The organism is Bacillus cereus group sp. BfR-BA-01382 (assembly GCF_022663475.1).
Lineage (GTDB): Bacteria > Bacillota > Bacilli > Bacillales > Bacillaceae_G > Bacillus_A > Bacillus_A thuringiensis_S.
The window spans coordinates 1-21,229 of sequence record NZ_JAKUFQ010000070.1 but is presented as its reverse complement, the minus strand read 5'-3'; the positions used below and the strand labels follow the sequence as shown (position 1 = coordinate 21,229).

The window sequence follows — 21,229 nt, the reverse complement described above, 5'->3', positions numbered from 1 at the left end:
AGTTTTTTCATTTTAAAAGACGGAGAGGTTTTATGTTATGTGGCGTAATAAAAATGTTTGGATTGTTTTAATTGGGGAGTTTATTGCAGGTCTAGGATTATGGCTTGGTATTCTTGGCAACCTTGAGTTTATGCAAAAATATGTCCCTTCTGATTTCATGAAATCAGTTATATTATTTATCGGACTATTAGCCGGTGTTCTAGTTGGCCCTATGGCCGGTCGTGTCATCGATCAGTATGAAAAGAAAAAAGTTCTTCTTTACGCTGGATTTGGTCGAGTTTTAAGTGTTATTTTCATGTTTTTCGCTATTCAATTTGAAAGTATCGCATTTATGATTGCATTTATGGTTGCTCTTCAAATTTCAGCAGCATTTTATTTCCCTGCATTACAATCTGTAATTCCACTCATCGTACGTGAGAATGAGTTATTACAAATGAACGGTGTACATATGAATGTTGGTACAATCGCTCGTATTGCAGGTACTTCACTAGGTGGAATTCTTTTAGTTGTAATGAGTTTACAGTATATGTACGCCTTTTCAATGGCAGCATACGCCTTATTATTCCTCTCGACGTTCTTCCTACAATTCGAAGACAAGAAATCAACAACACCAAGTAAACAAGCTGCAAAAGACAATAGCTTTATGGAAGTATTTCGTATTTTAAAAGGAATTCCTATTGCTTTTACAGCACTTATATTAAGTATCATCCCTCTATTATTTATAGCAGGGTTTAATTTAATGGTTATTAACATTAGCGAAATGCAACATGATCCTACGATTAAAGGGTTCATATATACAATTGAAGGTGTCGCATTTATGTTAGGTGCCTTCGTAATTAAACGTCTATCTGATCATTTCAAACCCGAAAAATTACTATATTTCTTCGCAATTTGTACTGCTTTTGCACACCTGTCATTGTTCTTTAGCGATATAAAATGGATGGCTCTTACATCATTTGGTTTGTTTGGGTTTAGTGTTGGCTGCTTCTTCCCTATTATGTCGACAATTTTCCAAACGAAAGTGGAAAAAAGTTATCACGGTCGCCTCTTCTCATTCCGTAATATGTTTGAGAGGGTTATGTTCCAAATCGTCTTACTTGGCACAGGGTTCTTCTTAGATACAATTGGGTTACAATATATGGTTCTCATCTTCGGAGTCGTTTCATTATTGATTATTTCTATTTCCCTTTCTAAGCAGAAACATTATGAAAAACAGCATTCACAATCTGCGAATTTATAAAATAAACAAAGAAGTATGGATATAATATTGAATCCATACTTCTTTGTTCTATAATACGCCTATTTATTACGTTTATTGAAATTACCTAAAGGAGTATCCCCCTTTTATTTCGAATAGATTATAAAGAGTACTCTTTATAAAAGGAGTGGTAAAATGTCTGATGGCATTGAAGTATTTATTGTCCTGCTCTTTGCAATTGCTCTGTTTAGCATCCTAAACTTTTTAGCCATTTCCTTATCTGGACATAGTTTTAAAAAAAGAATCATGGCAGGTTTCATATTTTTACTACTGACTCCCATTGTCTTTTTGACTATCGCAACATTTGCTTCTATATTCGATAAAGCAGGATTTGGCGCAGGTACGTTAGCCTTTATGATCGCAAGCGTATATATATTAAATGGAATAGTGCTTCTGCTTTCCTCTTTATTTATCCTCAAAAAAGATATAACATAGGCTATGGTACTAGCATGAATCTGACTTTACACTAGATTCATGCTTCTTTAATTTCTCCTAAATTTTTATATGAAATTAAATAATTCTTTAAAAAAATTTAAACTTTATTTATTATAATATCCCTATCGTATTCGCACGTTTATTCAAATTTAAAAGAAAGGAGCACAAAATGAAAAAGGTTCTACTTACAATTCCTATACTAATCATCCTACTTAGTGGATGCAGCAATAACGATATATACGGTTCTTGGGAAGTCGTTGACAATGAAAATGGTGAATGCCCTGTATATTATAAATTTGAAACAGTTGTCAAAAAAGAAAATAAAGAGGAAATTGTGCAAAATTTAGTAGAAATGCAAACCACAAAGAATAAAGACGATTTATATAAAGGCTCATTTGTCAAAAATTCTAATGTATATCACATTGATTATGGTAATTCATTTACATCAGAGCAAACTTTAAAAGTTGCCGACGGTACATTAAATGTATACTTTTTGACAGCTGAAAAATTATGCACGTATAAAAAGAAATGATTACATTTCAGAGGAAACGCAGAAAATATTTTCTGCGTTATTTCACTTTAGAAATCTTCCACAAATACTTAATAAAAACTATCAAATAACTTAAGTTATATAAAATGAATCCTATAATAGACATTTCAATTAACACGTCTACGCTATTTACATCGATACTTTTCAAAATAGGCTAATACTTCCTCTAAATTTGTCAATCGTTTTAATTTTCATAAAAAAATGATAAAATATAAACATGTGTTTTCAGAATAATTAAAAACGCAGAATGAAAGCACTGTTTTAGGAGGGGTTTTGATGACTTACACGTTAGCAACTAGAATGAAAGCATTCCAATCTTCTATATTTAGTGAATTAGGAGCCTATAAAAAAGAAAAAATTGCAGCAGGTCATAACATGATTGATTTGAGCATCGGAAATCCTGATATGCCGCCCGCTGATTTTGTAAGAGAAACAATGGTACATACAGCGAGTGAGAAAGAGAGCTACGGGTATACATTATCAGGTATTCAAGAATTTCACGAAGCTGTAACTGAATATTACATCAACACTCATAACGTTTTATTAAATGCAGATAAAGAAGTTTTATTATTAATGGGTTCACAAGACGGGCTCGTTCATTTACCTATGGTTTATGCAAATCCAGGTGATATTATATTAGTTCCTGATCCAGGATATACAGCTTATGAAACAGGTATTCAAATGGCTGGTGCAACATCTTACTACATGCCTTTAAAGAAAGAGAATGATTTCTTACCAGACTTAGAAGTCATCCCTGAAGAAATTGCCGATCAAGCGAAGATGATGATTTTAAACTTCCCAGGGAATCCCGTTCCAGCAATGGCCCATGAAGATTTCTTTAAAGAAGTAATCGCATTCGCGAAAAAGCATAATATTATCGTTGTCCATGATTTTGCTTATGCTGAATTTTATTTCGATGGTAATAAGCCAATTAGCTTCCTCTCTGTACATGGTGCTAAAGAAGTTGGCGTAGAAATCAATTCTTTGTCAAAAAGTTATAGTTTAGCAGGTAGCCGTATTGGATATATGATTGGAAACGAAGAAATTGTTCGTGCACTTACTCAATTTAAATCTAATACCGACTACGGTGTATTTTTACCAATTCAAAAAGCGGCATCTGCAGCACTAAGAAATGGCGCGGCATTTTGTGAGAAAAACCGCGATATTTATCAAGAACGGAGAGATACTTTAGTCGATGGATTCCGAACATTTGGTTGGAATGTCGATAAGCCAGCCGGTAGTATGTTTGTCTGGGCTGAAATTCCACAAGGATGGACTTCTCTAGACTTCGCTTATGCATTAATGGATCGTGCGAATGTCGTTGTTACACCTGGTCATGCATTTGGACCTCACGGAGAAGGCTTCGTACGTATTGCACTCGTTCAAGATAAAGAAGTGTTGCAACAAGTTGTTGAAAACATTAGAAATAGCGGCATTTTCGTCCTTGAAAAAGTAAATGAATTAGTTAAAAATTAGTTCCCACTCCCCTGCTTAACTTTAGCAGGGGTATTATTAATTGGAGGTACTTTCATATGCATATTAAAGACACACTTCCCCATCGTTATCCATTTTTAATGATTGATAAAGTAATAAATGTAAAACAAGATGAATTCGTTACAGGATATAAACTCATTACAAATAACGAATGGTTTATAAATGATAATCAAAAACATATGCCTCATATGTTAATTGTAGAAGCACTTGCTCAGCTTAGTGCATTTGTACATACAAGTGATTCTGAAGGACTAGGATTCCTCTCCTCTTTAGATGGAGTTGAATTCCAAGGAAAAGCATATCCCGGTGATAAACTTGATTTACATTATGAACTAACGCGCAATCGCCGAGGTTTTGTTCTTGGTAAAGGTATTGCAACTGTAAACGACCAGCCTATTGTAACTATAGAAAAACTATTAATATATCAAGCAGATTAAATTGTTCCTTATATCAGTTGGGAATATCTATTCTCAACCAATTAAAAATAAATAGGAAAACATATTACGTAGTTAGGAGCAGGAAAATGGAACGTACTATCGGTATCGATGCTGGAGGCACATTAACGAAAATAGCTTATTTTAACGAAAAAAGGCTATTAACTTTTGAAAAATTTTATTCACATGAACAACATAAAATAATAGATTGGATTAAAAACAACAATGGCATAAAACAAATATGTATTACGGGTGGTAAATCGAAACTATTACAGCAACTGCTTACAGGTTCATATAAAATAATAGAGCTAAACGAATTTGAAGCTACTCTTGCAGGTGTCCAATACATATTAAAAGAAGAAAAACATGCTATACGCAATTTTATTTTAACCAATATCGGTACAGGTACTTCTATCCATTACGTTTATAATGAACAATATATTCGCGCTGGTGGAACCGGAGTTGGCGGTGGGACTATTATGGGACTTTCAAAATTGTTAACAAATATAGATCATTTTGAAGATGTAATCCCTCTAACAAAAGTAGGCTCTAGAAAAGAACTAGATATTACGGTTGGAGATATTTATGGTGGTATTCTTTCCCCTATCGATAATAACTTAACTGCTAGCAACTTCGGAAAAGCAGCCATTACAGAATCAAATAATAGTAGCTCCGATATACTAGCTACTGTGCAAGGACTTGTCGGTGAAGTCGTTACTGCACTAAGCCTTCAATTCGCCGAAACAAAAGACATTGAACACATTATTTATATTGGTTCAACTTTATGTAATAACATACAACTTCAACATATTATTAGTAGCTACACCGAATATCAAAATAAAACACCAATCTTTTTACAAGATGGTGGTAATAGCGGTGCAATTGGTGCATTACTTCATGCTACGAAATAAAAAGCTGACTTTTGTCAGCTTTTTAGAAATGGCACTTCAAATTCAATAATTGATTCCCCGTTCTCTCCAATTCGCTCCACGCTTATTCTATCAATCACACAATTTAACTTCCCATGCAAACTAGGAATCTCCTTCACTACTTCAGCAGCTAATTCGGCACTTTCTTTTCTTCCGACTGTTACATGCGGGATGTATGGAATATCTTCTTTCAAAAATTGTAATAATGATCCTGCATTCTATGATAAGAAATTTTGTATACTAACTCCATCTTCTCCCCTCCATTATTTCAACTGGCTTACTGGATATTTAGCAAATAAAGATTTCCGAAAATCTTTATCTTCCACAAGCATTTTAATTTTTTCTTCATTGCCGTTAAAGAACTTTATAACTTTATTTTTATCCCATATATCTTTTTCTTTTGGAAAATCATCGAATTCCCTATGCAAAATTGATAACATTTCTTCCCTCGTTATCTTAAAGTTTTTATTTTCTATTTGAAACTCATAAGCTTTTGCGTTTGGTACTAAAATTACTAGATAGGTAGCATTAAAGAGAAAATTCTTCTTCATCGTATCTTTCTCATCAAACCAATACGTCTCAATCATTTCTTCTGTAAGAGCCCCACTCTCTTTTGCGCCATAGTTCACTTTTATATTTTCATTTTCTAAACTTATACTTTGAACTGTTCCACCACCGGGTAAATGATTAATAATTGCAACCACATCTGAATTTTTACCAACGTATGTCCCAGTATATTTCTTAAAATCATCTGAACTAACATCATATATATCTTTTATTCTTTCTCCATTAGAACAAGCCGTAATAAATAAAAAAATTGTTAGCATAACGATTATGTTATGATGCATATATTTCATTTAGCATCCCCCATTTTTATCGATATTTCGTTAATTACAATATTTACTTTCAAATCCCTTTTTAAATATACGCATTTTAATCAAAATTAAAAATTTTCATTTTTTATGTTTACAATTATCCATTAATTGTATATACTTACTAACGTAAGAAAAAAATTCTAAAAGGAGGTCGAAGGAAATGATGAAATTACAATTACATGCATTAACTTTAGCGTTAACTGCACCTGTGTTTTCTGGACAATTAAATATGAATTCGACCACCCTAATGGAGAATTGAAAATCGTACTTTATTTCATTTAATTCATAAATTCGCCACAGGAGGTCGTATACTTTCCTGTGGCTTTTTCACGCCCCGCCATAGGAGAACTGTATCTTCCTGTGGTTTTTTTGCGCGGTTTTTTTAGTCTCTTACATTATTTTTCTAAGAAAGGAGCAACATTCAATGACTATTAGCGTATTGTTTTTAAGTATTACGATTCAAAGAAATACAATTTCCAAAGATGAAATTCTTCATAATGAGCAAATTGAAAAAGCTATGAATGATGTTAAGGAGCGCCAAGCACTTTACTGTGATCACCTGTAATTCCTTTTCGAAAGGAGGAATTCATTTATGACTTTTCATATTTTCTTTTTTACGACTGTGCTTCAAAAAAATACTTTATCTGAAACTGAAATCATTCGTAAACAACAGTTAAAACAACTGACTGATAAAATAACTGACATTAAAAGTTCATACTACACTCAAATGTATTAAAAATATATTTTAAAGGGGTAATATATTCATGAAATTTAAAGCATTCTTTTTAACAATCACCATTCAAAAACGTAAGCTTTCACAGAAAGAGATTTTACGTGAGCAACACATCCAAAACATTATGGACGAAGTAAAAGAGCGCCAATCTTCTTATTACACTCGTCTTTTCTAAATCACTTATAAAGGGGTAATTATCCAATGAAATTTAAAGTATTCTTTTTAACCATTACCATTCAAAAAAATAAATTTTCTGAGTCTGAAATGCTTCATGAACGACAAATTAATCAAGCTATGGATTCTGTAAAAGAAAGACAAAGTCATTACTGTAGTCATCTGTAATTCCAATTCGAAAGGAGGAATTCACATATGAAGTTTCACCTTTTCTTTTTAACGATTACGATTCAAAAAGAAACAATATCTCAAAATGAATTAAAACAAGAAAGACAATATAAACAAGTTATTAATGAAATTCGAGATCGTAGAAGCAAATACTACACTCACCTTTAATCGTTTAACTATATAGAATTGAAAGGAGTCGATTTTGATGTTGATAGCGTGCTGTAAGGAAATGATTTGGATAGTTCAGAGGGATTCCACATAGTTTTATAGAGCCTTATATCACACAAGTTCATCACTGAATTTGATGTATAAAAAATATATAATAAAATCAAATCAACCCACTTTTAATTATTTTTTATAAACAAAAGATACACCACTTAAAAAGCGGTGTATCTTTCTCAGGTTTTACTATTTCCGATTACTTCTCTTCGTCTTAAACAATCTCACTAAGTTCGAAACAACTGTTTTTGTTACTGCATAAACTGGTACTGCTAAAATCATTCCGATGATTCCAGCAAAGTTACCTACCCCTAAAATTAGGATAATAATTGTTAATGGGTGGATGTTTAATTTCGAGCTCATAATACGTGGTGAAATAATATTACTTTCAAACTGTTGTACAATTGTTACGATAATAATTACGTATAAGGCTTGCATCGGAGATACGAACAGTCCTACAATAACAGCTGGCGCTGCCCCAATAAATGGACCTAAGTTAGGAATGATGTTTGTAAATGCTGCAATAATTCCTAAAACGAAAGCGTACGGTAAATCGATAATTAAATAACCGATAAAAGTAAACGCACCTACAAATATACAAACGAGCGCTTGCCCTTGAATATATGCAGATAATGTTTCGTTCGTTTCCTTAATGATACGAAGCCCCTCTTCACGGTAAGACTCTGGTAATAAACTTACCGCTTTTCCTGGAAAGGCATGTCCATCTTTAAACATGTAAAATAAAATGAACGGTACAGTAAATACAACTAATGCAACGTTCGTGATAATACCAAATAAAGCCGTTGCACTCGACGTAATTGTATTTGGTATATCTTTTAAGTATTCAATCGCATTTTTTTCAATTGTTTCAATGGAAACGTAGTTTTGTGTAGATAACCATTCAAACAACCTATGATGTGATAATTCTTGTATGTATACTTTTCCCTCTTTTATGTAGCCTGGCATATTTTTCACTAAGTCCATTAGCTGTTGTGAAATCGTAGGAACAACTACTCCAACGCCAACCGCAGTTAATGTTATGATAAAAAGATATAACAGTAATATCGCTAAATTTCTAGGTACTTTTTTATTCTCCAAAAAGATTAATACAGGATTAAATATGAAGTATAAAAAAAGCGCGATTAAGATTGGGAAAAATAATGTTGATATGAAGATACCAATCGGTTGAAATAAAAATGATATTTTTGTGCAAATAAATATGATTCCTACAACCATTAGCACTTCTAATGTCCAAAAGTGCACTTTTGATTTCAAAAAAACGGCCTCCTTTAAACTAGCACTTCTCTTCATTGTACCAAAATAAGTATGAATTTCACATAATATTTTCCTTTACAATATTCCAAAATACCGATAAATACACTACAATGAGATTACATACAAATTTGCAGGTAAAGGTGATAAAAATGACACAATGCATCATTTGCAGAAAAGATACGAAAGAACTTAGTGAACAATATGTCATTCCAGAAATATTATGTGGATATTATTTCACAAACTCAATTTGTGATACTTGTCATGAACAAATGACAACAAATATTGATCGTCCTTTAATTAGGCATAAATTGAGTCAATTTAAGATTGAACAAATGAAAAGACAAATTGATTCCCCACTCTATACGAATGAGCACGGTGAGGAACTTGCGGCTGCTGAGACTGATGTTGTCGAAGTAAGCGACGAGATTCTTTATTCTAATGCATTAATTATGAAACTATGTAAAAAGCACGATATTTCCTTACATAATGAAATTTGGAAAGAGGAACGTGTAACGAAAGTAGCGAGTTCTATTCAACGTGAATTACTATTAGATAACCGTAAATATAAAATGAGTGTATTAAAAATGGCTTATACATTCGCTGTACAAGCAGTTGACGGCTACTTTGAAGATCAAGATGCAATTGATATTTCTACCATTCTCTCCAATGCAGATTTCGTGGAACTAAAAGAAAAAAGCATTGTACGTGATTTAAGCAAAAGTTCTTTATGGAATACGCTAAATACAAGTAGTGAAAATCATTACTTTATTTTACTTAGCGATAAAGACGGCCTGTTTTGCTTCATTCGTTTGTTTGACATCTTTGATGTTGTCGTTCATTTATCAGAAAAAAGATTTGACCTTCCATCGCCGATTGTCGGTGTAAATAATGTGAATACGCAGAAATTTTATGTCCAAAGTTTAAAACAGTATATGGATGGGCTGTTTAAAGAAAAAGCACCTACTATATAACAGAAACCAGAACATACGGTCTCCTTTCTTGATGAAAAGACACTGTGTTATAATGAGTATGAAAAGAACAATACAATCACATAAACCAATTATAAATTGTATATAAATAAAAAAGACTAGTGTGCGGCTACACACTAGTCCACGTAACTTAGCAGATTGGATTGTTCATTTATCCTATTTGTTTCTTACAAACAAAACAACCCACATTCTATAAGCATAGGTGGGTTGTTATTTTTTGAGCTTGTCTATTAAAACGACGACGAACGTTAACAATGCAACGAGAAACAGTCCACCTTGCAGTAGCAACGCTATTTCACTCACGTATTATCACCCCCCTCCTACTCGGAGAAGTGATAATTGAACAACCAACCGCACCTTAAGTTACCCTTTAATTTTACCATATTTTCTAATAATTTACGATGAAAACCCGCAAGCGAATAACTTGCGGGTTTTTTATCCCGTATTAACAGGCAGTAAACAAAATAAAGCAATAAATAGGTGAAACTTTATTTCTCACTATTTTTTTAATGCATATGCATCAGCAATCATTTCACCAACCATTTTATTTTCTTCTTTCTTCTCGTTTTTCAATAATGGGAATAACAATTCTGCCACTTCATACGCTTCTTCTAAATGCGGATATCCTGATAAAACAAACGTATCAATTCCTAACGATTCATATTCTTTTATCCTTTCTGCTACTGTATGTGGATTGCCTACAAGTGCAGTACCTGCCCCACCTCTTACAAGTCCGATTCCAGCCCATAAATTAGGGCTTATCTCTAACGACTCTCTCGTACCTTTATTTAAATGTGTCATCCTCTTTTGACCAACCGAATCATATCTTGCAAATGTCTTTTGAGCAAGCTCAATTGTTTCATTATCCACATATTGAATTAAACGTTCTGCCTCTTCCCACGCTTCTTCTTCTGTTTCTCTTACAATTACGTGTAATCTAATGCCAAATCGTACTGTACGCCCCTTCTCTTCTGCAAGTTTTCTTACTTCTTCTATTTTCTCTTTCACTTGCTCTGGTGGCTCTCCCCACGTTAAATATACATCACTATGTTCAGCTGCTACTTCTTTTCCAGCAGCTGATGATCCTCCGAAATATATAGGAGGATATGGTGTTTGAACTGGCGGGAATACAACTTTACTATCTGTAACTTGAATATGTTTTCCTTCTAAAGAGATCGTTTCACCTTGCAATGTCGATTTCCAAACTTTTAAAAATTCATCCGCTGCTTCATATCTTTCATCATGCTCAAGATATAATCCATCTCCTTGTAGTTCAACTGGATCTCCTCCAGCTACTACATTAATAAGTAGTCTCCCATCTGAAATTCTATCAAATGTAGATGCCATCCTCGCTGCAACTGTAGGTGACATTAGTCCTGGTCTCACTGCTACTAAAAATTTTAGTTTTTCTGTTTCAGCAGCAAGAGCTGAAGCTAACACCCAAGGGTCTTCACATCCTTGACCAGTTGGAAGTAAAACACCCGTATATCCTAAATAATCAGCTGCCGCAGCAACTTGCTTATAATAACCATATTCAGCTGCTCTTCCTCGTTTTGTCGTTCCTAAATATCGACCATCTCCATAAGCCGGAATAAACCATAATAATTCCATACCTTTACACACCCCTTATTTATTTTGAAACGTATACTAACAAATTCTATATAAATTACCCCTAATAATTTATATGTTAATTCCTAGTCTCACCTTTAAAATTATCTCGCCATCTTAAAAACTTCACTTCTAGTAAACGTACTAGAGAGTCAGAAAACTTCCCAACAAATGCAAAGATAATTATGCCGACAAATACGATATCTGTATTTGAAAATTGCCTTGCATCCATAATCATATAACCAATACCTTCTGTAGATCCCATAAGTTCTGCTACTACTAAACTCACCCATGCAACACCTAACGATAACCTTGCTCCTAGTAAAAGGTTAGGCAATGCAGATGGTAAAATTAGTTTCGTAATTAGTTTTCTTTTGCTAAACTCTAACACTCTCGCAACATCAAATAACTTTGAATCCACACCTCTAATACCTAAAAATGCGTTTACGTATAAAGGAAAAAATGCACCATCTGCAATTAATAGCACTTTCGATGTTTCACCAAAACCGAACCATAATACGAAAAGCGGCGCAACAGCTAAATGAGGTACAGTTCTTAACATTTGCACAGATGGGTCTAAATATTGCTCACTTCTCGTTGAAAATCCAACAATCGTTCCTAAAATGATTCCTAAGCCCCCACCAATAAAGAAACCAGCCGCAGCCCTGAATACACTAATACTTAAATGGCCGAATAACTCTCCTGTTTTAATAAGCTCTTGGAAAGCTAGAAAAATATCTAATGGTGTTGGTAAAACTGTTTTAGAAACAAGACCGAATACGCCAGCCAACTGCCAAATTATTAATATAATAACCGGTATAGTAATCGCCCTTACTAAAACTTTTACATTTAACTTTCGTACCTTCTTTATGCCATTTTTCTTAATCGTTATACTCGCTGGTTTCATAACAGCTTTCGTATTTTCCACTTTACAAAACCTCTTTTCACTTCGCTTTCAATGCTTTTTCTACGAAAGAATTATCTACAACTTTTTCCGTCTTAATTTCTTTCTTTATAGAACCGAGCTTATATTGAAAATCCGCTGTCTTTTGTTGTTCTGCTATTATTTCCTTCGTTACCGGAACTAAAATTGGTTTGTCGTGATTAAACACTTCTTTTACAATCTCTGCATCTATCTTTTTTACAGAAGTGTATACTTTTATTGCTTCATCTAAGTTAGCATCTTGCCATACACGTGCTTTCTCATAAACTTTGAGGAATTTCTCAACTAATTCTGGATGTTCTTTCGCAAATTTTGTCCTCGTAATTAAAAATTCTGGTGAAGAGACATTTAATGTTTCACCGTCTGCAATCACCTTCGCACCTTTATTTAACGTATGTAATGATATGAAAGGGTCCCAAATCGCCCATGCATCTACTGATCCTGATTCGAATGCAGGCTGCGCTTCATCTGGTTGTAATTGAATGACATTTACATCTTTTGCATCAATACCTTCTTTATCAAGTGCTCGATACAATAAATTAAAGGCACTACTTCCTTTTGCTACTGCAATTTTTTTACCTTTTAAATCCTTTACACTCGCAATCTTGCTATCTTTTTGAACGAGAATTCCAGTTCCTTTTCTCGCATAACTTGTATTGGCGATTTCGGTAAATCCAATACCTGCTGCTTGCGCTGAAATGACTGGAGAATTCCCTACTTCACCAAAGTCTAACCGGTTTGATGCGATTGCTTCAAAATAAGGAGGTCCACTTTGGAACTCTGTCCATTTCACTTTAACTCCTTCTTTTTTAAACTCCTCTTCAAACCATCCCTTTTTCTTTGCTAGTAATAGCGGGCTTAATCCTTGCTGTATACCAATTTGTATTGTTACATCTTCTTTCTTACTACTTGCTGTACTTTTTTCGCATCCTAATAAACATACTGATATAGCTAAAGCAAAAGAAAGAACTTTAAATTTTTTATACATATAAAATCACCCTTTTCCTATATACTTGTTTGAATCAACCCTCCATATTCAAACTGCTGTAATACTTTCGTTCGAAGTTGTTGGAACGATTGAGAAGTTTTATTTCGCGGATAAGGCAAATTATTTTCAATCACTTTATGTATTTTCCCTGGTTTTGCACTCATAATGATAATTCGGTTTGAAAGATATATCGCTTCGTCTATATCATGTGTAACGAATATCATTGTTGTTTTCTTCTGCTCCCAAATATTCAGCAATACTTCTTGTAAATGACTTCGAGTAAAAGCATCCAGCGCTCCAAAAGGTTCATCAAGTAATAATACATTCGGATCTCTTAATAACGCTCTCGCTATCGCAACACGTTGTGACATCCCGCCTGAAATTTCTTTCGGATACGATTTTTCAAAGCCATCTAACCGAACGATTTCAACCCATTCTCTCACCTTATCTTTCACATACTTATCTTTTAACGACAAATCTGCCGCTATATTTTCTTCAACTGTTAACCATGGAAAAAGCCTATGCTCTTGAAAAATAAAACCTTGTTTCTTGCTCGTTTTTAAGATAGGCTCCCCGTCAATAATAACTTCACCTTCAAAATCATTATCTAGACCTGCAACAATTTTTAGTAATGTACTTTTTCCGCACCCACTCGGACCAATTACTGTAACAAAATCCCCTTTCTCTAATTGAAAATTAATATTCTCTAATACTTGAACAGTACCAGTTTGTTTCAAAAAATATTTTGATACCCCATCAATTGAAACAGTCATTTCTTCCCCTCCTTAAAATGATTCATATAAATGAACAGATTCAGTATTTGTGCAATAAAAAAACCAAAGGCATTTTATCAACAGATAAAATGCCTTTGGTTTCTCCAATCAGCAATACGTTATGGAATTAAGTACATATTATACAAATATTTCCGATAAGTCAACTGGGTTTTAGCGAACATTATTTATTTTTAAAGATATCAGCAGTCCCTTTTATTATTTTTGGAAGGAACGTTTTAATTGTATCCATTAATATATAAAGAGCTTCCTTCACATAACCACCTTCGAAATTTCCTAATGGTTCTGGTAATTCATCCTCATCTAATATGAAGTATTCTCCATTTGGAAGTACCATAATATCAATGATTAAATCTTCGAAGGAAACCACTTCGTCTTTTATTTGTGTATTTTTTACGATATTAAAATAGGAACCTAAATACTTCCCTTTTATATCTCTCCATACGTATAAATTGTACGGACAATCTTTCCAGTAATATGCGATTGTATAACTCCCTTTTGGGATTGTTAACTTAGTATCATTTGCAGTCATTGTAAATGAATACTGCACCTCGTGAAATAAAACAATACTTTGTGATTGCTTTTCAAGTAATAAACACTTGTGATCTACTATTGTTGAGTTATATCGGATTTTTCTTTCTATAATTTCAATTTTCGATGTAAGTAACTTATTCATTATTTTGTTTCCCCTTACACTAGTTCTATCCTCAATTATATCCATTTATATAGTGATAAAGAAGTATATAGTTTTTTATATAATGATTTATACAAGAAAAACTCCTTCTTATTTAGAAAGAGTTTTTCACTTCTAACGGAAGTTTATTTGTTTTTATGTAACTAACAGCACTATTACTCATGTTTTAACTTTTCCTTAACCGCATCATAAAATTTTCGTTCTTCATCAACATTTAAGTGCACACGACTTACTGTTTTAGAAAATCCATATAACAACTGTGCTTTCACTGGCTCTTTTAATGTTATTTCAAAAGTAGCAGGTTCTTTTATGAAATCCATAACAGTTGCATCCAATACCTGTTTCCCTTCTTTTGCCGTTAGCAATTCATCCTTGTAGAACGCAATATTATCAATTTGTGTAAATGATATAACAATTTTCTTTCCTAATCCAATTTGAATGATTACTTGTTCTTCTGTTACGATAAGTGGATTTTTACGCATCGCTTGTATTTCAGCTATAAAATAAATCATCGCGTATACATTTAAAATAAGTAAAATCCATGCTATTACTGGATTCCACTGGTGTAGCAAATAATGAAAACCAATACTTTCTATTAAGGTCGCATGGATGATCATGATATATACACCTATTGCACCAGTCTTTTTGTGATATGAGTATACGTATTCACCTTCTGGTACTTTTTCACGCCACGATAAAAATGCATAATAGATTAACTTACACTCCGTTACAATGATATCTATTAATTTATTTCTTTTCATAGTAGCGTCAAACGCAGCATCAATTGCATAAGAAAATGAAGAGTACTCACTTTTATATTCTTTATATTTTTTTATTATGGTAGGAAGCTTTCTAACAATTTTATATAGAAGGAATAACTCTAAACATACAAAAGCAATTTCTCCTGCAACTATAATATAAGAAACGTATGAAAAATCTTGTAAATAGTCACTTGGAATAATAAATCTTGCAAAAATATAACCAGCTATTACAACAGGAACTATATACGTTAACGAGTACCTTTTTCGAATAATGAAGAAATACGTGATGATTGGAATGACAAACATGCAATCTAATAATGACCCAAGTACAACTTCTTTCGGCGCAGCTGGTACTATTGGAAGAGCATACAATAAATAGTTTGATAGCATAATTAAAGAGACGAGTCCAATCCAAATACCTTTTCGCCTTCGCGATAGTGTAACATTCATACGTTCACTCCTTTATTTAAAAACCTCATTTAAGTGGTCTTTATAAAATGAAATGGCACGTTCAAATTCTTTTACTTCCTCTACTTTCACGACAGTTTCAAGTAATAATTTCATCGCTGACTCGTGATCGTTTACGTTATATTTTGCTAATGATAAAAATACTTTCATCGGATCGTTCTCTGGGAATTTTTTCACCCCAGCTTCTAATACTGTAATTGCCTTTTCATATTCCCCTATACAACGGTATGTACTTCCTAGACCAATATAAGCACCGCAAAGGGATTCGCCATCAAGTCCATTTGCGATTGCCTGCTCATAATACGGAACTGCTTCTGTTTCTAGCCCCATTACATCATGTATCCACGCACACTGATACAGTACTTCTGCATCCTTTGTAAAGTTTGTTAATCCTATAAGCATCTCTTTAGACTGCGCATATTTCTTTTCGTTTCTAAGTTTAATAGCTTGCTTTAATAAATGTTCCATAGAATCCACTCCTCACCAATTATTCTGTGTATAGCTCTTGATTGATATACGCTTCACATTCGTGTAAAAGTAAAATTCCCACCAATTAAAGTTTCGCTTACTTATTACTATGCGGATTCATTCTTATCTAAAAACTTAATTTTAAAAAGCAGTGACACGATTACATAATACCTCTAAGCTTTTGACAATTTCTTTCGCTGTTTCATCTTTCCCATTACACAACTTCCCTTTACCATCTTGTCCAATTACATAATGCACAGCTCCGCGCGAATATAAAGAATGTGGTGAATTCGCAATCATTACATTCGCCCTTGCTTCTTTCATTCTATTTTTCGCTCTTTCAAACAGTTCTTCTTCATTTAAATCACTTTCAAGTTTAAAACCAATAAGTACTGTTTCTGGGTCCCATTCTTTTATTTGTTTTAATACTTTTGGAGCCTTTTGAAAGTGAATAATCGGTGCAATATCACTTGAAATTTTTCCGTTCATATTAAGAACATTACCATCTTGATCACAGATCTTCTCCACAATCCAATCTGATCCAGCCGCTGCCATAATAACCGCATCAACCTTTTCATGTGTGATGATACTTTTCATTTTATCTTGTAAATCAACAATCCCTTCAAATGGATGTAATTCTAACCCTCTATGTACATCGCTCGGTTTCTCCGCAAAATAACCGTGTAAATATATAACATGTGCCCCTTTAGCTAGAAGTTCTTCTGCGATTATCCTTCCGATTGTACCTTTAGCCATATTCGTATGCCCGCGTACTTGATCCCATTTTTCTAGACAACCACCGCTCGTAATTAATACCTTTTTCCCTTTCATTGTAACCATCCCTTACTAATTTTTCTTACGAAACCATTCTGTTCCAAAGTCAACTATATCACGCTGTTTCATTAGACGACACGTTGCATTCCCTATCTTCCCATTTTTTACAGTTCCTTTTCGCTCAAACTCAACACCAATTTCAACAAACTTCTCAGATTCGTAATCCATTTCAACAAACTCTTTCCACACTCTCTCACCGTTTTCTATAATAGGTGCTCCTACTTGTATTAACTCACATGCACCAGTACGCACCTCGGATAAATGAACAGACGTATTGGAATCATATCCAACACCAATTAATAATACGTACCCGTCTAAATCATATATTTTTCTTAATGGAGATTCTTCTCCAAAGCTCATTGATAACGAATGGTTCATTGTTATTTCTACTGCATGTTTTCCCCATGCAGCAAAACTTCCTAACGGATGATTACTACGTACTACATTCGGATATGTACGAAAACATTCAACTATTTCACCCATTCCCCTTGTTGGGGTTATACGTGAATCAAATGCCGGGACGTTATCTCGGATAATTTGCCACCAGTCTTCCGGTACAGGTGGTCTTGACCAATGTTTCGGATCGGATAAATCCGAAGATTGCGTTGGCATTATTATCGTTCCTTCTTCCGTAACAACTTTCATTAATGCTTCTACTACGGCAACCGCACCACCAGATATCCACCCGATAGAACTTAGTGATGAATGAACGATAATTGTCATTCCTTTTTCGATTCCTAATGCTTTTAAATCTTTTGTTATTGTTTCGATTGTATTTGGAAATTTTGTACTTGCTACTATATCATTCATTTTCATATTGGTTCCCCCACTAGCCATGTAAATTTAAACTTTTATATAAATATATTATCATATTTTTCTTAATTTTTAACTTAATCATATTCATTACTACAAAAATATGTATATTATTATACTGAAGACTCAAAACTCTATTAAAATCGTAGATAATGATGAACGAGAGTTTTTTGAAATGAAGAAAAATGTAGATCTTATTTTTTCAGACTATACTCCATATGCATATTTTTATACTATTTTTCCAAATAACAATGAAATCTTTCGATTTCCTTATATTTTTCTCCTAAACTTTTAACTCGAAAACCAATTCTTTTATAAAATTCTACCGCCCCATCGTCTGTCTCTGCTTCTATATAAGTCAATTGATATATTCTTACAACCTCTTTAATCATTTGCAGTGCAATTCCTTTTTGACGATAATCTGGATCCACTGCTATATGACATACTCGTGCTTTAGTTGCTCCGATTACTTCTATACCTATACAAGCTTTTTCTTCATATTTGTACAAAGTCCCTTTATTATTTTGATAAAGTAATACTGCTTTCTTTAAGCTTATTTCATTTGGACCGACGGCATATTGTAGCACATTTAATATTGAATCTTTTTCAAGTTGTTCAACAAGTTGTAAATTCATACTTTCATCCCTTTCTACGAAAAAATACTAGCTCTTAATAAAAAGAGCTAGTCTCATTACGCCGTTATTTTTTCTTCTTTTTTTACAACGACAGCTACATAACTATGAAGTATCATCCCAATAATAACGAGACTCATACCAATCCAAGATAATGATGACGGAATTGGTGCAGATAACCAGATCAGCTCTCCTACTAGCGCAAATAAAACTTCACCAGACTGCGTCGCTTCCACTGTTGCTAGTTTTTGTGGATCATCTTTCACAAGATCTGTTGCAAAGAAAAATAATACTGTCGCGATTAACCCCGAACTAACTGCTACAATAAAACATTGAAAAACTTGGCTACTTGACGGTAATCCGCCAGTTGATACTTCGTAACCAGATAATAAAAACCAAAATGGTAAACTTGCTAATGTCATACCGAGTACTCGCTGAAATACATCTAATTCCCCTTTACAAACTTGCATCATTTTTCGATTTCCAAGAGGATACGCAAATGCTGCAATAAGTACAGGAACTACACATAAAACGGTTTCACGAATACCTAATGAAGAAGCATGTTCTACTTGCATGAGAACAACACCAAATAAAATAATACCCGACATAACTAATTCCTTCATCGGAAGTTTTTTATGTAGTGGATCCACCGCAAAAAATGGTGTTAACAAAATCCCTGCAACGATTGTAATTTGCCATGTTGATGCAACAAGCCAACCTGGTCCGAACGCTCCAGCAAAACTAAGCGGTGCATAAAAGAGACCAAATCCAACGATACTCCATACTAACCATTCTTTCGGATTGTTTTTCATATATTGAAAGAGTTGCTTTAAGTTCCCTCTATACATAACAATAAGTAATAGCATTGGAACCATAAAATAATACCGTAATGATGCACTCCAAATCCAGCTTCCACCTTCTAAGTCCATTGCCCGGTTTAAAACAAAGGTAAAGGCAAAGAAAAATGATGCCAGTATCCCTATAACAATTGCTTTCATTGTAAAACCCCTTGTTTAGTTTCTCCCTAATACTATACAACAAAATAAATATAATTAAAATTCACAATCTTTAACTTGTATGTAATCTAGCTCTATATAATTTCCTCAATCGACTTATATGTGCTTGATGATATCGATTATGATCTGCTATATGCCAAATTCCCCATCTTATAGTCGCAGTTTCCCCTTTTTCATACAAAACTTCCCGCGTTAAATCAGTTTCTGTTAGTTTCATACATTCTTCATGAAACAATTTTTGCACTGCTTCATAATCTTGCATTAACTCTTGCAACGTGTATTTTCTTAAACTCGGCATTTCTCCTACTTCATTCAACATAGGACCATATTTATTTTCAAATGTTGTTGGAACATCTTCTCCCTTGAAACGATACACCCAATGTAAATCGACAACTGCTAAATGCTGAAGTAACTGCCCAATACTATTTTCATTATTTTCAGACCCTTTATAGGATAGTTCGTTCTCTTCAGTACCTTCTACTAACCTTTGCAATCTATTAAACGTATCAGCAACCGTCGCATACAAAATCGCTACTTGAAGGTCCATATTTCTTTCTAAATGGAGATCTTTCATGCTAAACTTCCTCTCTTAAAAGAACAACACCATATGTTCATCATCACTATACACACCATTCATTTTTATAGCCCTTTTTTCAATTCCGTACGTTTTAAATCCCATTGATTCATATAATCGTTTGGCTGGTTCGTTCGTTGACACAACCCCTAAGTTCAATTGCTCTAGCTTCATCTCTTTTGCCCTTTCAATTGCTTTACGTATTAAATCACGTGCAAGACCACTTCTTCGATTTTCAGTATCTACATACATTGCAACGATATGCCCTTTATGCTTATATGCATCCTTTTCTTCTGTTAATAAAGTAACAACCCCAACTAAACGATTTTCATTATTAAAAGCACCAAATGTAAAACTACTGTTAGATGAAAGATTACTAGCAACGCGTTCAAGAGGGTTTTCTTGACGTACTGCTTCTTCATAAGTCGTTACAAATGCTTCTGGGTTTACTTGTAGTGCTTGTAAACGTAACTCCCAATATTGTTTTGCATCCGCTTTTGTAAGTAATCGAATCATTTTATCTTCCCCTTTTTCATTTACATAATATTTTTATAGGTTATTATTTTTTAATTCATACTCTTCTTTTAATATACTGTAACGATAGCGATGAATGAACTTCCCCTGTCTCAATCGATCATTTCTCATTAACCCTTCACATACAAATCCGGCATGTTCATAACTCTTTTTAGCTTGTGTATTATCTTCATCTACACGTAACCAAATTTTCTCCAATTCAAACTGGGAAAAACCTATATGTAACATGCTGTTTAGAGCTGCCATTCCAAATCCTTTACCCCAATAGTCTTTATTTCCAATCGCAATTCCTAGTTCTGCATTTTTATTTGTTTTATCAAAATTTTTAAGGTCTACCCATCCAATATGTATACCTTTCTCAGTAACAATTGCCCTTTGTTCATAACCATTTTTTCGGCTTATACAAGCTTCAATCCAGTTTCTCGTATCTTCACGAGTGAACGGAGGATATTGATCTGGTACGACTAAATGCTTTGTTACATCTCTATCTAATGACCATTGATAGCGATCTTCTACATCATCTAATGTCAATTCTCTTAATTGAACATATGGTACATTCATTTTTCTCTCCC

General features: G+C 33.6%; 29 protein-coding genes and 1 pseudogene. 12 read left to right on the top strand and 18 right to left on the bottom strand.

From position 1 onward, the window contains the following. The first annotated feature begins 37 nt into the window (after window positions 1–37). The 6 genes from MR160_RS22985 to coaW all read left to right on the top strand — a co-directional run bounded on the left by MR160_RS22985 (window position 38) and on the right by coaW (window position 5,082). Entirely contained in the window at window positions 38–1,240 is a 1,203-nt protein-coding gene (locus MR160_RS22985; protein ID WP_000269263.1) for an MFS transporter, read from the top strand. A 153-nt stretch (window positions 1,241–1,393) separates the two neighbouring features. Continuing rightward, the gene (locus MR160_RS22980) at window positions 1,394–1,693 is read left to right on the top strand and encodes a hypothetical protein (RefSeq protein WP_001279460.1); all 300 of its coding nucleotides are present in this window, start codon (window positions 1,394–1,396) and stop codon (window positions 1,691–1,693) included. 169 nt (window positions 1,694–1,862) lie between these two features. Then, a complete protein-coding gene (locus MR160_RS22975) occupies window positions 1,863–2,225 on the top strand; it encodes a hypothetical protein (protein WP_242298105.1) in 363 nt (120 codons plus the stop codon). Between the two features lie 294 nt (window positions 2,226–2,519). Then, window positions 2,520–3,719, top strand: a complete 1,200-nt coding sequence (locus tag MR160_RS22970; RefSeq protein ID WP_000222691.1) for an LL-diaminopimelate aminotransferase — start codon at window positions 2,520–2,522, stop codon at window positions 3,717–3,719. A 56-nt stretch (window positions 3,720–3,775) separates the two neighbouring features. Further along, complete coding sequence (locus MR160_RS22965) at window positions 3,776–4,174, top strand: 3-hydroxyacyl-ACP dehydratase FabZ family protein (protein ID WP_000547636.1); 399 nt, start codon at window positions 3,776–3,778, stop codon at window positions 4,172–4,174. An 86-nt stretch (window positions 4,175–4,260) separates the two neighbouring features. Continuing rightward, window positions 4,261–5,082 (top strand): type II pantothenate kinase, encoded by an 822-nt coding sequence (gene coaW, locus MR160_RS22960; protein ID WP_242298102.1) that lies wholly within the window; start codon window positions 4,261–4,263, stop codon window positions 5,080–5,082. Window positions 5,083–5,096: 14 nt separating this feature from the next. Here the strand turns inward: coaW and MR160_RS22955 are convergent. After that, window positions 5,097–5,312, bottom strand: a pseudogene (locus MR160_RS22955) (2'-5' RNA ligase family protein); the annotation flags it as partial. 51 nt (window positions 5,313–5,363) lie between these two features. Beyond that, window positions 5,364–5,957 (bottom strand): DUF4825 domain-containing protein, encoded by a 594-nt coding sequence (locus tag MR160_RS22950; RefSeq protein WP_144514314.1) that lies wholly within the window; start codon window positions 5,955–5,957, stop codon window positions 5,364–5,366. A gap of 442 nt (window positions 5,958–6,399) precedes the next feature. Here MR160_RS22950 and MR160_RS22945 point away from each other — a divergent pair, with 442 nt between their 5' ends. From MR160_RS22945 to MR160_RS22925, 5 genes are read left to right on the top strand one after another with little or no spacing between them, the layout of a single operon-like run. Beyond that, on the top strand, window positions 6,400–6,540 hold the full coding sequence (locus MR160_RS22945) for a YrzI family small protein (RefSeq protein WP_000156193.1): 141 nt from the start codon (window positions 6,400–6,402) through the stop codon (window positions 6,538–6,540). A 27-nt stretch (window positions 6,541–6,567) separates the two neighbouring features. Next, entirely contained in the window at window positions 6,568–6,711 is a 144-nt protein-coding gene (locus tag MR160_RS22940) for a YrzI family small protein (RefSeq protein ID WP_000142727.1), read from the top strand. Between the two features lie 28 nt (window positions 6,712–6,739). After that, entirely contained in the window at window positions 6,740–6,883 is a 144-nt protein-coding gene (locus MR160_RS22935; RefSeq protein ID WP_000668963.1) for a YrzI family small protein, read from the top strand. Window positions 6,884–6,909: 26 nt separating this feature from the next. Then, on the top strand, window positions 6,910–7,050 hold the full coding sequence (locus MR160_RS22930; protein WP_000669805.1) for a YrzI family small protein: 141 nt from the start codon (window positions 6,910–6,912) through the stop codon (window positions 7,048–7,050). 27 nt (window positions 7,051–7,077) lie between these two features. After that, window positions 7,078–7,218 (top strand): YrzI family small protein, encoded by a 141-nt coding sequence (locus tag MR160_RS22925; RefSeq protein ID WP_000668498.1) that lies wholly within the window; start codon window positions 7,078–7,080, stop codon window positions 7,216–7,218. A gap of 240 nt (window positions 7,219–7,458) precedes the next feature. Here the strand turns inward: MR160_RS22925 and MR160_RS22920 are convergent, their stop codons facing one another. After that, on the bottom strand, window positions 7,459–8,544 hold the full coding sequence (locus tag MR160_RS22920) for an AI-2E family transporter (RefSeq protein WP_000837892.1): 1,086 nt from the start codon (window positions 8,542–8,544) through the stop codon (window positions 7,459–7,461). 149 nt (window positions 8,545–8,693) lie between these two features. Between MR160_RS22920 and MR160_RS22915 the strand changes: the two genes are divergently transcribed. Beyond that, on the top strand, window positions 8,694–9,515 hold the full coding sequence (locus MR160_RS22915) for an HNH endonuclease (RefSeq protein WP_000189714.1): 822 nt from the start codon (window positions 8,694–8,696) through the stop codon (window positions 9,513–9,515). Between the two features lie 228 nt (window positions 9,516–9,743). Here the strand turns inward: MR160_RS22915 and MR160_RS22910 are convergent, their stop codons facing one another. From MR160_RS22910 to MR160_RS22840, 15 genes are all read right to left on the bottom strand, one after another. Further along, window positions 9,744–9,836 (bottom strand): putative holin-like toxin, encoded by a 93-nt coding sequence (locus MR160_RS22910; RefSeq protein ID WP_001289320.1) that lies wholly within the window; start codon window positions 9,834–9,836, stop codon window positions 9,744–9,746. 195 nt (window positions 9,837–10,031) lie between these two features. Continuing rightward, window positions 10,032–11,144 (bottom strand): FMNH2-dependent alkanesulfonate monooxygenase, encoded by a 1,113-nt coding sequence (ssuD, locus tag MR160_RS22905; RefSeq protein ID WP_000422253.1) that lies wholly within the window; start codon window positions 11,142–11,144, stop codon window positions 10,032–10,034. A gap of 76 nt (window positions 11,145–11,220) precedes the next feature. Continuing rightward, entirely contained in the window at window positions 11,221–12,069 is an 849-nt protein-coding gene (locus tag MR160_RS22900) for an ABC transporter permease (RefSeq protein ID WP_000432136.1), read from the bottom strand. Between the two features lie 16 nt (window positions 12,070–12,085). Beyond that, window positions 12,086–13,072, bottom strand: a complete 987-nt coding sequence (locus tag MR160_RS22895) for an aliphatic sulfonate ABC transporter substrate-binding protein (protein WP_000276925.1) — start codon at window positions 13,070–13,072, stop codon at window positions 12,086–12,088. Between the two features lie 17 nt (window positions 13,073–13,089). Further along, window positions 13,090–13,845: an ABC transporter ATP-binding protein gene (locus MR160_RS22890; protein ID WP_000218578.1), complete on the bottom strand. Its 756-nt coding sequence runs from the start codon at window positions 13,843–13,845 to the stop codon at window positions 13,090–13,092. 181 nt (window positions 13,846–14,026) lie between these two features. After that, window positions 14,027–14,539 carry a ribonuclease FAU-1 family protein gene (locus MR160_RS22885; protein WP_001037871.1) on the bottom strand — a complete coding sequence of 171 codons (513 nt, stop codon included), beginning with the start codon at window positions 14,537–14,539 and terminating at the stop codon, window positions 14,027–14,029. Between the two features lie 173 nt (window positions 14,540–14,712). After that, entirely contained in the window at window positions 14,713–15,768 is a 1,056-nt protein-coding gene (locus tag MR160_RS22880; RefSeq protein ID WP_144514316.1) for a hypothetical protein, read from the bottom strand. Between the two features lie 12 nt (window positions 15,769–15,780). Further along, the gene (locus MR160_RS22875; RefSeq protein ID WP_000400637.1) at window positions 15,781–16,254 is read right to left on the bottom strand and encodes a tetratricopeptide repeat protein; all 474 of its coding nucleotides are present in this window, start codon (window positions 16,252–16,254) and stop codon (window positions 15,781–15,783) included. Between the two features lie 141 nt (window positions 16,255–16,395). Further along, complete coding sequence (locus MR160_RS22870; RefSeq protein ID WP_000676727.1) at window positions 16,396–17,085, bottom strand: phosphopantothenoylcysteine decarboxylase domain-containing protein; 690 nt, start codon at window positions 17,083–17,085, stop codon at window positions 16,396–16,398. A gap of 15 nt (window positions 17,086–17,100) precedes the next feature. Further along, window positions 17,101–17,898, bottom strand: a complete 798-nt coding sequence (locus MR160_RS22865; RefSeq protein ID WP_127726076.1) for an AAC(3) family N-acetyltransferase — start codon at window positions 17,896–17,898, stop codon at window positions 17,101–17,103. 236 nt (window positions 17,899–18,134) lie between these two features. Then, window positions 18,135–18,536: a GNAT family N-acetyltransferase gene (locus MR160_RS22860; protein ID WP_001053229.1), complete on the bottom strand. Its 402-nt coding sequence runs from the start codon at window positions 18,534–18,536 to the stop codon at window positions 18,135–18,137. Between the two features lie 56 nt (window positions 18,537–18,592). Continuing rightward, entirely contained in the window at window positions 18,593–19,531 is a 939-nt protein-coding gene (locus MR160_RS22855; protein ID WP_000644594.1) for a DMT family transporter, read from the bottom strand. A 70-nt stretch (window positions 19,532–19,601) separates the two neighbouring features. After that, window positions 19,602–20,123: a DinB family protein gene (locus MR160_RS22850; protein WP_000653847.1), complete on the bottom strand. Its 522-nt coding sequence runs from the start codon at window positions 20,121–20,123 to the stop codon at window positions 19,602–19,604. Between the two features lie 15 nt (window positions 20,124–20,138). Further along, on the bottom strand, window positions 20,139–20,639 hold the full coding sequence (locus MR160_RS22845; protein ID WP_000620322.1) for a GNAT family N-acetyltransferase: 501 nt from the start codon (window positions 20,637–20,639) through the stop codon (window positions 20,139–20,141). A 33-nt stretch (window positions 20,640–20,672) separates the two neighbouring features. Continuing rightward, window positions 20,673–21,218, bottom strand: coding sequence for a GNAT family N-acetyltransferase (locus MR160_RS22840; RefSeq protein WP_001102493.1), 546 nt, complete (start codon window positions 21,216–21,218; stop codon window positions 20,673–20,675). Window positions 21,219–21,229: the final 11 nt, after the last annotated feature.